The sequence below is a fragment of the Achromobacter sp. SX5 genome (assembly GCF_056711425.1).
Map to the genome: position 1 here is coordinate 2,380,872 of NZ_CM160041.1, position 13,144 is coordinate 2,394,015.

At 60.0% G+C, this 13,144-nt stretch carries 12 protein-coding genes; 5 read left to right on the plus strand and 7 right to left on the minus strand.

What is annotated here, in order from left to right:
• Window positions 1-7: 7 nt before the first annotated feature.
• Together AC1M14_RS11290 and AC1M14_RS11295 are read right to left on the minus strand one after the other, a co-directional pair.
• Complete coding sequence (locus AC1M14_RS11290) at window positions 8-388, minus strand: RidA family protein (protein WP_102771996.1); 381 nt, start codon at window positions 386-388, stop codon at window positions 8-10.
• Window positions 389-448: 60 nt separating this feature from the next.
• Window positions 449-1,417 (minus strand): Bug family tripartite tricarboxylate transporter substrate binding protein, encoded by a 969-nt coding sequence (locus AC1M14_RS11295; RefSeq protein WP_479731590.1) that lies wholly within the window; start codon window positions 1,415-1,417, stop codon window positions 449-451.
• Between the two features lie 242 nt (window positions 1,418-1,659).
• Between AC1M14_RS11295 and AC1M14_RS11300 the strand changes: the two genes are divergently transcribed.
• The 3 genes from AC1M14_RS11300 to AC1M14_RS11310 all read left to right on the plus strand — a co-directional run bounded on the left by AC1M14_RS11300 (window position 1,660) and on the right by AC1M14_RS11310 (window position 3,702).
• The gene (locus tag AC1M14_RS11300) at window positions 1,660-2,292 is read left to right on the plus strand and encodes a flavin reductase family protein (protein WP_102771994.1); all 633 of its coding nucleotides are present in this window, start codon (window positions 1,660-1,662) and stop codon (window positions 2,290-2,292) included.
• Window positions 2,289-3,080: an IclR family transcriptional regulator gene (locus tag AC1M14_RS11305; protein WP_479731591.1), complete on the plus strand. Its 792-nt coding sequence runs from the start codon at window positions 2,289-2,291 to the stop codon at window positions 3,078-3,080. Before AC1M14_RS11300 ends, AC1M14_RS11305 begins: the two co-directional genes overlap by 4 nt.
• A gap of 157 nt (window positions 3,081-3,237) precedes the next feature.
• Complete coding sequence (locus AC1M14_RS11310; RefSeq protein ID WP_247747792.1) at window positions 3,238-3,702, plus strand: YMGG-like glycine zipper-containing protein; 465 nt, start codon at window positions 3,238-3,240, stop codon at window positions 3,700-3,702.
• A gap of 8 nt (window positions 3,703-3,710) precedes the next feature.
• Here AC1M14_RS11310 and AC1M14_RS11315 read toward each other — a convergent pair whose 3' ends face one another.
• The 4 genes from AC1M14_RS11315 to AC1M14_RS11330 all read right to left on the minus strand — a co-directional run bounded on the left by AC1M14_RS11315 (window position 3,711) and on the right by AC1M14_RS11330 (window position 7,456).
• Entirely contained in the window at window positions 3,711-4,220 is a 510-nt protein-coding gene (locus AC1M14_RS11315) for a flavin reductase family protein (RefSeq protein WP_479731592.1), read from the minus strand.
• Window positions 4,221-4,286: 66 nt separating this feature from the next.
• Complete coding sequence (locus tag AC1M14_RS11320) at window positions 4,287-5,315, minus strand: methionine synthase (protein WP_479731593.1); 1,029 nt, start codon at window positions 5,313-5,315, stop codon at window positions 4,287-4,289.
• Window positions 5,316-5,342: 27 nt separating this feature from the next.
• The gene (locus AC1M14_RS11325) at window positions 5,343-6,326 is read right to left on the minus strand and encodes a DUF1852 domain-containing protein (RefSeq protein ID WP_102771989.1); all 984 of its coding nucleotides are present in this window, start codon (window positions 6,324-6,326) and stop codon (window positions 5,343-5,345) included.
• Window positions 6,327-6,565: 239 nt separating this feature from the next.
• Complete coding sequence (locus tag AC1M14_RS11330) at window positions 6,566-7,456, minus strand: LysR substrate-binding domain-containing protein (RefSeq protein ID WP_479731594.1); 891 nt, start codon at window positions 7,454-7,456, stop codon at window positions 6,566-6,568.
• A 146-nt stretch (window positions 7,457-7,602) separates the two neighbouring features.
• On the opposite strand from AC1M14_RS11330, the gene AC1M14_RS11335 reads away from it, so the two are divergent.
• Both AC1M14_RS11335 and AC1M14_RS11340 read left to right on the plus strand, forming a co-directional pair.
• Window positions 7,603-8,205 carry a TetR/AcrR family transcriptional regulator gene (locus tag AC1M14_RS11335; protein WP_479731595.1) on the plus strand — a complete coding sequence of 201 codons (603 nt, stop codon included), beginning with the start codon at window positions 7,603-7,605 and terminating at the stop codon, window positions 8,203-8,205.
• Between the two features lie 141 nt (window positions 8,206-8,346).
• On the plus strand, window positions 8,347-9,504 hold the full coding sequence (locus AC1M14_RS11340; RefSeq protein ID WP_111824879.1) for an MFS transporter: 1,158 nt from the start codon (window positions 8,347-8,349) through the stop codon (window positions 9,502-9,504).
• Window positions 9,505-9,684: 180 nt separating this feature from the next.
• On the opposite strand, the gene AC1M14_RS11345 is transcribed toward AC1M14_RS11340, so the two are convergent.
• Window positions 9,685-13,095 (minus strand): TM0106 family RecB-like putative nuclease, encoded by a 3,411-nt coding sequence (locus AC1M14_RS11345; RefSeq protein WP_479731596.1) that lies wholly within the window; start codon window positions 13,093-13,095, stop codon window positions 9,685-9,687.
• Window positions 13,096-13,144: the final 49 nt, after the last annotated feature.

The window sequence follows — 13,144 nt, forward strand, 5'->3', positions numbered from 1 at the left end:
GGTTCCCTTATCCGATCACCGCGACGAAATCGCACTCGATGAGTTTGTCGCCATCCAGATCCGCCTGCATGGTGTGGCGCGCCGGGCGATCCTGCGCATCCGGAAACGCCTGCAGCCACGCCGCGTTCAGCGCCGCGCGCTGGCTGCGGTCGCGCATCCACACTGTCATCTTGGCGATGTGGCCCAGTGTGCCCCCGCCTGCTTCCACGATGCGGCGCACGTGATCGAACATCAGTTCGCACTGGCGTTCCAGCGATGCGCCGTAAGCGCCCGTCGCCGGGTCGGTGCCCTGGATGCTGCCGGAATACAGCATGGGGCCGATCCGGCAGGCGGCGGGAATGGGATTCTTGTGGCTGAAGCCTTCGGCATAGATGCTGCGTCTGCTCATGGCGGATTCCGTATCGGGAAGGTAAGGGAAAGGCGCGCCGCGTCGCGGGCGCGTCCGGATTCAATTCGCCGTAATGCCGGCGCGCTTGATGATCGGCGTCCAGCGCGCGTCTTCCGCGGCCAGGTAACGCGTGAATTCCTCGGGCGAACTGCCGCGCGCCTGCGCGCCCAGCTCGTCGAAACGCTGGATGATTGCCGGCTGCGCCAGAATCTTGCCCAGCGCCGCGCTCAACTTGTCCAGGACCTCGGGCGGCGTGCCCTTCGGCGCCAGCAGTCCGGTGAAAGTGGACGCCTCCATGCCCTGCACGCCGGCTTCCGCGAACGTGGGAACGTCGGGCATCGACGGCACGCGCTCGGCGGTCGTGACCGCCAGCGCCCGCAGCCGCCCGTCCGTCACGTAAGGCAGCGCCACCGAAATCTGATCGAAATTGAAATCCACCTGGCCACCCAGCAGGTCCGTCGTGGCCGGCGCGTTCCCCTTGTATTGCGCCGTCGTCCAGCGCGCGCCGGTTAGCGACTGCAGCAGCTCACTCACCAGATGGTTGGTCGTGCCGGCGCCCGGCGACGCCATGTTCAGCTTACCCGGCTCCTTCTTCGCCAGCGCCAACAGCTCTCCCAGGTTCCTCACCTTCAACTCGGGCCGCACCTGCAGCACCAGCGGCGTGAACGAAACCGAACTGATAGGCGCAAAATCCCGATCCCACCTATATGCGTCGCGCTTGAAAATCAGCGGCGAAAACAGCAGCGGACCATTCGCGGCCATGAACAGCGTGTACCCGTCCGGGGCCGAGCGGGCCACCTGTTCTCCGGCGATCATGCCGCCCGCGCCGGGCTTGTTTTCGACGATGAAGGGCTGGCCCAGCGCCTCCTGCAGCCCCGGCGCAATTAGCCGCGCCGCCACGTCCACATTGCCGCCGGGCGGGTAGGGCACGACGATCTTCACGGGCTTGTCGGGCCAGGCGGCATGGGCCATCGAGGTAAGGACGGTCAGCGCCACAGTGGCGCAGGCGCGCAGCGCGTTGCGGTTCATGGTCAGTCTCCTGTGCGTGTCATCGCGTTTTGCTTGTTTGATGACACTCTAGGAATTCCCGCCATGCCGGACAACGCCAATTTGAAGAAAAGTTCCGAATATTGGACTAATTTGAGATAGAGCTTCCGCAGGCATGTTCCGGCTTGTGCGGTCTACGCCGGAAAATAAGGCTAGGCGCACTGTATGCGCATGAAAGAGTCCAAATTCTGATGTTCAATATCCGGACTACGGAGCGAGACAGCATGCATTTCCCCGCAACCGACCTGAACCCCGAACAGACCTACCGCCTGATGAGCGGCATCGTCGTTCCGCGGCCCATCGCCTGGATCAGCAGCGTCAACGCCAACGGCGGCGTCAACCTGGCTCCCTTCAGCTGCTACACCTTCGTTTCCAACCAGCCGCCCATGATCGGCGTCAACATCGGCAGAAAGGCCGGGCAGCGCAAAGACACCGGCTGCAACATCATGGCCAACGGCCACTTCGTCGTGAACATCGCCGACGAGACGCTCCTCGATCCGCTCCATGAAAGCGCCCAGGAACATCCGGCCGAAGTTAGCGAAGCCGAACTGCTGGGCCTGCAGGTGCTTCCCGGCGCCGCCATCCCGACGCCCCGCCTGGCCGCCGCGCCCATCAGCCTGGAATGCCGGCTGCACAGCGTCACGCCCTTCGGAGCCACCGGCGCCGAATTCTTCGTGGGCGAAGTCGTCATGTTCCACATCCGCGACGGCTTGATGCAGGACGGCAAGATCGATACCCGGTTGCTGCGGCCGATCTGCCGCATCGGCGGCCCCAACTATGCAACGCTCGGCCCCATCGTCACCAAGCGCGGCATCGCGCAAACCCCCAAATCCGTCATGAAGCCGGAGGCCGCATGAGCGACGCCGAGGACAAGAACGCCTCCGGCGCCCAGACCGTGCGCCGCGCCTTGGCGCTGCTGCGGCTGATTGCGTGCGGCCAGGAACGGGGCGTGCGCCTGGTGGACCTGGAACGCATGTCCGGCCTGAACCGTCCGACCGTGCATCGGCTGCTGAAGACCCTGGTGCAAGAGGAGGCGGTCGAACAGGACCCGGAAACGCGCCGGTATCTGATCGGACAGGAAGTCACCCTGCTGGGGCTGGCGCGCACGCGGCGCTTTCCGCTATTGACGCTGGCCGACCCATATCTGTCGGAACTGGCGGATCAGGTCGGGGATACGGTGTTTCTCAGTATCCGCCACGGACACGACTCGATATGCATAGGCAGGCGGACCGGGCGGCATCCGATCCAGGTGTTGTCCATCGAAGTGGGGGTGAGACGCCCGCTGGGAGTGGGCGTGTCGGGCGTGGCGCTGCTGGCGAGCCTGGACGCCGACGAGAGCGTCATCCTGGTGCGCAGCAATGCCGCGCGCCTGGAGGTGTTGGGCGAACGCGTGGAGGATGTGATCGCGCGGGTGGAAAAGGCCCGGAAAGAAGGGCTGGCGCATGCGCCGGCAGGGCTGATGCCGGGCACCAGCGCGGTGGCGGTGCCGATCCTGTCGGGGAAACAGGAAGCATTGGGAGCGATTACGGTGACGGCGATGGCCGAACGGCTGGCGGTGGAGAGGTTCGGGATGGTGGTGGAGCGGATGCGCCAGGCGGCGGGCGGGATCGCGGGGCGGTATGCGCAGGTGGCGGGCCGGAGTTGAGTGTAGATACCATCCAGACGGCGCCGCCGGGGCGTCGTAGGATGGGTGCAGCGCGGCAACACACGGACAAGAACCGAACCCTCCACCGCGCGTAACCCATCACCCGCCATCAAGCTAAACTCCAATCATCCGGGTTCTCGATTCAATGGAGTTTTTCATGAAAACGTCCATGTATTGCGCAGTTCCCTTGCTCGCCCTGTTCTGCCTGGGCGCCACGGCCCAGACGGCGACGCCGCTCAAAGGGCAGTCTCCCGCAACCACCCAGCAAGACAGCGCCGCGTGCCAGGCGCTGGCCGGCAATGGGGCCAGCGCCACGCCGGAAAGTCCCCGATCCGGCGGGCGCGTGCGCGGCGCGGCTGCCGGGGCGGCGGCGGGTGCGGCGGTGGCCGGCGCGCGCGGCCGGCAGCATGAGGAGGTCTATGACCGCCTGGACGACGACGTCAAGCAGCAATACCGGCAGAACCAGGCGAAAGACGCCGCGGTGGCCGGGGCGGTGGTAGGCGGTTCGCGGCAACGGCAGGAACGCCGGCAGGACCGGGCCGCCCAGTCGCAGGCCAATGCGGCCGCTGCGTCCACCTATGCCAGTTGTATGCAGCAACGCGGCTATCAGGTGACGCCCTGATTAAACCGTCAAGCCTCGCAATGCTCGGCGATGTTGCGATACTGGCCTTTGTAGTACAGCAATGGCTGCGTAGCGGCAGCTTCTTGCAGGTTCAACGCCTTCACTTCACCGATCACGATCAGATGATCGCCGGCGGCGTGTTCGGCATAGATTTCGCAATCGAGCCAGTGCAGGCTGCCGGCAATGATCGGATTGCCTAGCGGCGACTCCCGCCATTGGACTTCATGCCATTTGTCCGTGCCTCGCCGAGCGAACTGGTTGGAAATCCTGACTTGTTCGTCCGACAGGATATTGACTGCGAAGCGACCGGCGCGGCGGATCTTGGGATAGCTGCCTGAGCTGGACATCACGTTGAACGACACCAGCGGCGGACTCATCGACACGCTGTGGAACGACTGGCAGGTGAAGCCTATCGGCTCGTCATCGAACTGCGTCGTGATGATGGTAATGCCGGACGCGTAGTGCCCGAGAACTTCGCGAAAGCGCAACGGCTCGATCGCAGTGCTGGAAAGTGACATATTGAGGTCTATTGCGCGCGCGTGGTCGTCGCGGGCAGCTCGCGACGACTATTTCCCGCCTTTGAATCAGTTCGAGAGTTCCTTGCGGACGATTTCCGCGCCGGCGCTCAACGCGCTCAGCTTGCCTCTCGCGACAGCACGAGACAGCGGAGCCATGCCGCAGTTCGTGCAAGGGTAGAGCTTGTCGGCATCCACGAACTGAAGTGCCTTGCGCAGCGTGTCGGCGACTTCCTCCGGGGTTTCAATGGTGTTGGTGGCCACGTCGATGGCGCCCACCATGACCTTCTTGCCCCGGATGAGCTCGATCAGATCCATCGGAACGCGGGAGTTCTGGCATTCCAGCGAGACGATATCGATGCTGGACTTTTGCAGCTTGGGGAATGCCTCTTCATACTGCCGCCACTCCGATCCCAGCGTCTTCTTCCAATCCGTATTGGCCTTGATGCCGTAGCCGTAGCAGATGTGGACAGCGGTTTCGCACTTGAGCCCTTCAATGGCGCGTTCCAGCGTGGCTACGCCCCAGTCATTCACTTCGTCGAAGAACACATTGAATGCAGGCTCGTCAAACTGGATGATGTCGACGCCGGCGGCCTCCAGTTCCTTGGCTTCCTGATTGAGAATCTTGGCGAATTCCCAAGCCAGCTTTTCGCGGCTTCGATAGTGGGCGTCATACAGCGTGTCGATCATCGTCATCGGGCCTGGCAAGGCCCATTTGATCGGCTGCCCGGTCTGCTGGCGCAAGAACCTGGCGTCGTCGACGAACACCGGCTTGCGGCGCGCCACGGCGCCCACCACCGTCGGCACGCTCGCATCGTAGCGATCGCGAATTCTGACGGTCTTGCGGTTCTCGAAATCGACGCCTTCCAGGTGCTCGATAAACGTGGTCACGAAGTGCTGACGCGTTTGTTCGCCATCGCTGACGATATCGATGCCCGCGTGCTGCTGTTCCTGCAGAGACAGACGCAGAGCGTCTTGCTTGCCCTCGGCCAGGCCCTCGTCCTGCAGTTTCCAGGGCGACCAGAGCTTCTCGGGTTCTGCCAGCCAGGAGGGCTTGGGCAGGCTGCCGGCGGTCGAGGTGGGGAACAATTTCTTCACAATAGATGCCTTGGTTTTTCTGATTGATCAAAGAGGGTTGTTGGCGGACCACTGCTCAAGAATCGCCTGGTACGGCTTGATGAAGTGCTCTTCAACAAACCGTCCCTGCTCGATAGCCAGCCGGCTACGTTCCTCTCGGTCATAGACAATCCGGGTCAACGAATAATCCTGGTGTTTCAGGCTGGGCTGATAGGACTTTCCCGCCGCGGAGTTCGCGTTGTAGATCTCCGGCCGGTAGATCTTTTGGAAGGTGTCCATCGTGCTGATCGTGCTGATCAGCTCAAGATTGGAGTAATCGCCCAGCAGATCGCCGGAAAAATAGAAAGCCAGGGGCGCGGCGCTGTTGGGCGGCATGAAGTAGCGGACCTTCATTCCCATCTTCTTGAAGTATTCGTCAGTCAGCGAGTACTCATCCTGCAGGTATTCCACGCCCAGCACGGGATGCCGGTTTTCAGTGCGGTGATAGGTCTTGCTGCTCGACACGCTCAGGCAGATCACGGGCGGCTTGCTGAAATGCTCTTTGTAAGTGCTTGAATTCACGAAGGCCTTGAACAGCTTTCCATGCAGGTCCCCAAAATTCTCCGGTGTGCTGAACGCGGCTTGATTCTTGGTGTGCTCCAGCAGCAGCACGCTGAAGTCATAGTCCCGAACATAGGAGGAAAAATTATTTCCTACTATGCCCTCGATGCGCTCGTTGGTCTTCCGATCGAAAATGCTGGTCTTCAGCACTTCAATCAAGGGCAGGGCGCTGCCGTTGCCTGCGCCGTCAATGCTCATCTCGACGGAGATGATTTCAAGATTGACGGTATAGCGGTCGCCCTTGGGATTGTCCCAATGCGCCAGGGCATTGAAACGGTTGTCAATCATCCGCAGCGTATTGCGCAGATTCTCCTGGCGGCTAGCGCCCCTGGCGAGATTGGCAAAATTGGTGGTGATCCGCGTATTGTCCGAAGGACGATAGTCTTCGTCGAAACAAATGCTCTTGATGGCAAATGTGAACTCGTTGCTCATGTTGATCTGCTGCCCTGATTCCTGAAATAAACCCGCGTCCATTCATTGCTTTTCAGCGCTGCTCAAATTCTTCTGGTTTTATTTGGCAGTCTTTATCGACGACGTAGGGGGCGCAGTATAGGTTGGACCATCCATGAAAAAAAGTGAATTGATCTCATGAAACCATTAGTTCAGTTCATGAGTTGTGCGGCATGCCGATCTGCTTGCAAATTTGGCGCCCTGCACTTGACCGCGTTGCATCAAGCCAGGGCTGGCCGTTTCGCCTGCGCGATAAACGCACGCAGGTAATCGATATCGACGTCCACCTCGCGAGCGCCCAGATAGATGTGCTTGGCAATGCCTTTCTTGCCCAGCCGGACAGGCACCACGTTCATTGCATCCGCGTACTCCAGCACCAGCCAGCGCGGCAACGCCGCCACCCCGCGGCCGCTGGCGACCATTTGCAGCATGATGTCCGTCGTCTCGATGGCCTTGTGGCGCTTCGGCGTAATGCCGGCCGGCGTCAGGAACATGCTGTAGATGTCGAGCCTGTCGACCGGCACCGGATAGGCCACCAGCACCTCGTTGCCGAGCTGCTTGGGCGTGACGTACTCCTCCTTGGCGAGCGGGTGGTTGCCCGCGACGACCAGCACTTGTTCATAGTCGAACACAGGCTCGAACACGAGCCCTGGCTTATTTAGCGGATCGGGTGTGACCAGCAGATCGATTTCGTAGCCGAACAGCGCTCCGATGCCACCGAACTGGAATTTCTGCTTCACATCCACGTCCACATCCGGCCACGCGGCCAGATACGGGGAAACGATCTTCAGCAGCCACTGATAGCAGGGATGGCACTCCATGCCGATGCGCAGCGATCCGCGCTCTCCCTGGGCGAACTGACGCAGGCGCTCCTCGGCCAGATTCAGCTGCGGCAGCACCCGGTTGGCCACCGCCAACAGGTATTGACCGGCCTGCGTGAGCCGCAGGCTGCGGCCTTCGCGCAGCCAGATGTCGGTGCCCAGCTGCTGCTCCAACTTCTTCATGCTGTGGCTTAGGGCCGACTGCGTTACGTGCAGGACGCCTGCGGCGGCGGTCAACGAACCTTGTTTTTCCACTTCTTGCACGATGGATAGATGGATGCGGTCTAGCATGGTATATGAATTAAATTCATGATTTATGGTGATATTTGAATTCTACTTCATCGTTCTGTGCAATAGGTGTCGGCGGCTGCCTTATTGGACTATTTGTTCCAAAACTGCTATCTTTGCGCACTGAACGCTTCAGCTGCACTCGACGCATGAGCAAGGAAAAATCGCCCAGCCAGGGGCGCCCTCGGCAATTCGAAGACGAAGAAATTATTGATGCCGCGGTTGGGGTCTTCAGCGAGAATGGATTCGCCGGGACCTCGGCGCAGGACCTCTGCGACAGTACCGGCCTCGGGCGGGGCAGCCTGTATAACGCCTTTGGCAATAAGCAGGCGCTTTATGAGCAGGCCCTTTTGCGCAGCCACGAAAAGAGCATGCAAGCCCAGCTGACCATCTTGATGCAAGCGGGTTCGGTCAGGGACCGCCTGCGTACGCTCCTGCTCTGGGGCGTGGCTGAGGACCTGGCGCAGGCCGAGCAGCATGAGGCCATGGTGCTGTTCTCCGCGCTCGAGCGTGGCAGCAAGGATGAGGTCGTCGCGACGCTGAACACCGAATACCGCCAACGCCTGGAGACGGCCTTGGTCTCGGCTTTTACCGAAGGGCAGAAGAATGGCGAATTCGGCACGACGATCTCGGCCGTCGAAATGGCCCGAGGCTTCTTGGCGGGCTACTACGGGCTACGGGTGCTGAATAAAAATATTTCGGATAGGAGCGTTCTCAACGATGCCGTGACGGGGCTGCTGGCCAACCTGTAGGGGGCGAGCAGGGGACTTGGGTGCTTGTGCCAAGCCCTCGAGGCAAATTTTTATAGGCGTGATTCTTATGATTGCGTAGTCGACGCGTTTTTTTTGACTATTTTTGGAATGATTGTTCAATAACTATTAGGAAAGTAGGAAATGCCGTTGGTGGTCTACATTCTGGGGCTGGCCGTCTTCTCGATTGGCACCTCGGAATTGATGGTGGCAGGAATGATGGAAACCTTATCTGAGGCCTTCGGCATCACGATAGGGCAAGTGGGGCACTTGATCTCGTATTTCGCATTTGGCGTGATGCTGGGCGGACCGGTGCTTACGTATGTATTTCTGAAGCTCAAAGTCCCTTACCGACCGACATTGCTGGCGTTGCTTGCCGCGTACGTGCTGGTGCAGGGTTTTAGCGCCTTCATCTCGGATCACGCCATACTGATCGCGGTGCGCTTGATCATCGGCGTCTTATGCGCGGGGTGCCTGAGCTTGTCCTTGGCCACCAGCATGGCGTTGGTGCCCATTGAAAACCGACCGCGCGCGGCCGCCGTGGTGATTGGCGGCTTCATGGTATCGAACGTCTTCGGCGTGCCGCTAGCCACCATCATCAACCAGCACTGGGGCTGGCGCGTGAGTTTCGGCCTGGTGGCGCTCTTGGTGCTCGTTTGCCTGGCGGTGCTCGTTCGCACCTTGCCCAACGTCGGCGGCGGCAAGGGCGGCCTGAACATGGCCGAGGAGCTGCAGGCGTTCAAGAAGCTGGCGTACTGGAAGGCCTGCGCGACCAGTTGCCTGATTTTGGGGGCAAGCTTTGCCGCCTTCAGCTATTTCGTGCCGATTCTGACCTCGGTCACCGGCCTGACGATGCAGGTCGTGCCGATCATCTTGATGCTCTACGGCGCGGCCAATCTTGCCGGGAATATGATCACGGGGCGTTTAGCCTATCGACATAGCCTCACGATCATGGTGACTGGCCTGACGGTGCTCAGTTTTTCGTTAATTGGCATGGCGCTGCTGGCGCAGTATGCCTGGCTGGCAGTGGCTTTCGTCATCCTGATCGGCTTGTCCGGCGTGCCGATGAATCCGGCGATGATGGCGCGCATCGTCAGCGTGGCACATCCGGGGCCCTTGGTGAACGCGGTTCATACGTCCGTGATCAATATTGGCCTGGGCGGCGGGACGTTTCTGTCCGGCATGGCGATCTCCGCGGGCTATGAGTTTCGGATCGCGTTATGGATCGGTGCGGGGCTAGCGGTGCTGGGACTCTTGAGTATCCTGCCTTACCTGCGCCGCCGCCAGCAAGGGTGGCACTGAAGAGGGGCTTGCGCTCTATGGTGTCTCTGTGATCGTGGGCAATTTCCTCGGCGGAACACCGCGTCGTTGGCGCCTGGGCCTGGATGCTGTCCACTCAGGCAATGGTGCTGCAGATTTTCCCTGTGAAAATGGGTGTCAGACTACAATTTCTCCGGCGAAACTGTAGTCTGACACCTATTTTTAATCCGCGCTGCACGCCGAGTACTGCCGTCCAGACCGCGCTCCAATCGACGCGATCCAACAGAGGGTATTCACAAGGCCCATCTGTTCCGGCGTAGAACACTTGATAGTCATCAGGGCGGGATTGGCCACGAGCACCGCTAAGGACTTTGCCCGAGACACCGCCACGTTCAGACGATTCTTGCTGAACAAGAACTCCATGAAGCGCGGCAATTCGGCTTCGCTCGAGGTCGTCATCGAGATGAGAACTACTTCGGCTTCCTGCCCTTGGAATTTGTCGACAGTCCCAACCCGAGCATTGGCCGGAAGCACGTCTCGTAGCAGGTTGACTTGCATGTTGTAGGGGGCCACGACGAGGATGTTCTCCGAAGCCATTGGGTGGGTGCTGCCATCGTCTGAACTGTAGCTCTGGCGCAGAAGATTTTCGTATAGGTGTTTGATGACCTCGGCCTCCTCATTGCTCTGCTGCGAGCAGCCTTCATGGCTCACTGGGGCGAAGACTATTCCGGTGGGGGTGAGAATCGGTGCTGCGTCGTCCCGAAGTACGAGGATCCGATCTCTGTTCTTGGACTCAGGTTCCAGCCGAGAGTCGTAGACCGCCTCCGAGATGAAGGCGCAGACGTCAGGGTGCATCCGCCAGGTTGTCTCTAGGAAGATGCCACGATTCGGCGCAATCGTGGCGGCGCCGTCGAGGAGGTAGTCGAGACATGAGTCGCCCGAGCGTCCCGGATGGACGCCCTGAGTGGGCTGTGAGAGCTGCATCTGGTCCCCCAACAAGACAAGGTTGCGGGCGCTGGTGCCGACGGCGATTAAATTGGCCAGCGAGACTTGACCGGCTTCATCGACGAACAGATAGTCGAGGTACTGGTTAGCGTCAGGCCTGGAAAAAAGCCATGCGGTCCCTGCCACCAGTTGTGCGCCGCAGGAGAAAACCGCGTCGTTGTCATAGAGGTTTTCGATGCCATCCCCGGGGTACTCCGTGTCGTCCCCTTTATTCGACTTCTTGACACCCTTGAAGGCCAGGCCTCGCTTCTTCGCAACCTCGAAAATCTTCTCCAGCAGATGATTAATGGGACGGTGGGAATTGGACGTGATACCGACCCGCTTGCCGGCGGCCAGCAGTTCGACGATGACGTGAGAACCGGTGTAGGTCTTCCCAGCACCGGGTGGACCCTGGACAAACAGATAGGTGTTCTGCATGCCCTTCACCACAGCGGTGCAGGCCTCGACCGTGGCCTTTCCAACAATCATTGGCGCTTCAGGATCCTTGCCCGCAATGGAAGGAACTTGCCGGCGTAGTACGCTTTCAAGCGCCGGGTACATGCGGGTGCCCTCGATCACGGTGTCAGCGAACCGGAACAGTGCTTCTTGGATGACTTTGGTCGGCACTGGGCTACCTGGTCCCAAACTGAGCCGCGCAGGCGGCTTTTCCTTCGAAGGGCCAACCTTGAGGCGAATGAGGCGCGCCTCGCTGTCCATGTCCAGCTGGCCCAAGGATTCGCCAGTGTCAGCCCGCGTGATGTTGCTGCCGCTACGCAGCTTGGTCTCCTGAGCAGGGTATGTGTACGTGTAGAGCGTAGACCTTTTCACCACCGTGGGTGGCGCCTGTGGATCCGACTCCAGCCCTGCTAGGCACTCCGGATCTTCCAAAAGCTCGTCGTCTGTCATATCCATGCGCTGGAACATTGCCCAGTAGGCGGGCTTGTCTGCGCGGCGGTGAAAGTCCAGGAGCTGGTAGATCAACTCTTTAAAGGCCTCTTCAGCGGTCCAGGCTAGGCGGTCCTCCGGCAAGGACTCAACTAAGGCTTTGCGGTATGGCACAAGGCGAGCCTCGGCTTGGGTGAGAGATTGGTTGGATGGCGTTTCAGCGCTAGCTCCGTTCGCCATCGCACGCGGCTGTGCCCATGGCATCTCCTGCGGGCGCAGTGTCAACAGCCAGTCTCGCAGTTCCTGCGTCGAGCGGACATCGTCTTCGTTGTACTTTTCGATGGAGTCCAGAAGCGACGATTCCCCTGTCTCCTTCCACCTCTCGTACCAGACGATGCTGGCGCCAGCATTGGTGACATCGCCCTCGCGTGCCTCCAGATAGAAGTGTTCGATGTTCTTGATCGAATAGCGTGGCTCCGACACCATGATGCCTTCGCGCACTACCTGGTAGAGGTCGACGAGCACACCGCGGCGCAGCCAGTTGTCGACCTCAGCCTCGCGCGTGGCGTGCATTGTCATCAGCTTCTTGAGGGCGCTCTCTTCGTACTTCGCGTAGTGGTAGACGTGAGAGCCTGGATAGGTCTTCAGGCGGGCCACAACGAAGTCGACAAACGCTTCGAAGGCGACGCATTCCTCCTGGCGGCTATGGGCCCAGAAGCCCTTGAAACGCCATTGGCCACCTTCGGAGAAGTACAGGCCAAAGAGATATTCCAGTCCGCCTTCTTCGAGCGGATCGCCCTCCATGTCGAAAAACATGTCCCCGGCATTCGGTTCGGGCATTCGAAGAAGGCCTCGGCCCGGCTCTAGAGGTAGCAATTCGACAATGCGCTTGCCCGTACGTCGGCCCTCGGTCTGCAGAAACGCCTGACGCTGCAGCTTTGTCAGCGTGCCAGCTTGGACTTTGCTCACCGCGGCCTTCGGAGACAGCGCGGCTAGCTTGGCCATGGTGTCTATGCCCGCGTCTTTAAGCTTTAGTGTCTGGCCGCGTGTGATGTTAGCGACCTGGCTGAGGTGATCGTCATCTAACCATCGCTGCTTACATAGATGATTCCAATGGCAAAGATCGCAGTAGCCACAGGGCTCCGGATAGGTGGTCTTACCTTCCTCTTCCATGCGAGCCAGGAATCGCTCCAGTAACGCTTCAAAGTAGTGTGCATAGTCGGCACACCGATAGGTCTTGCGAGACCGGTCCCCAAGAATGACGTGCATCGACACCGGTGCTACGCCCTGCGCTACGGTTAGCAGCTTCGAATAAAACGACAGCTGTATCAGGAATTTGGCCCTAGCCGTACGCGAAAGTTTGGTGTCTGAAACCTCGTAGCTGTAGCTGCCCAGGGAAGAAGGCCTGTCGACCTTGATGAGGAAGTCCGCAAAGCCTGCCAGGTTGTCGTGCATTAGCGTGGCTTGAAAGACAACATCGACGCCGACGTGCATAGCCTTGAGTGTGGCGGCCACCTTCGCCTCAAGACTTTCATTGCCCTCGGCGATGTCGATCACAGTCAGACCTTGGTCACGTAGGTGCTGGACGTACGCATCTTCATGCTCATAACCCTTCCGCTGGATGAGCTGGGTCGACTCGTCCACCTCTCCCCGCGGCAGCGGGCTCTGCAGATTCAGCAGATCGAGCGATGTAACGTGCTCGCACTCGAGGAAATTGACTAGATCAGTCGCGGCGTAAAGGCGCCCCGAGGTTCGGTTCTGCATGCCTTCTTCCTTTTGTAACCATTATGTTACATTAATCTAATGCCGTCCA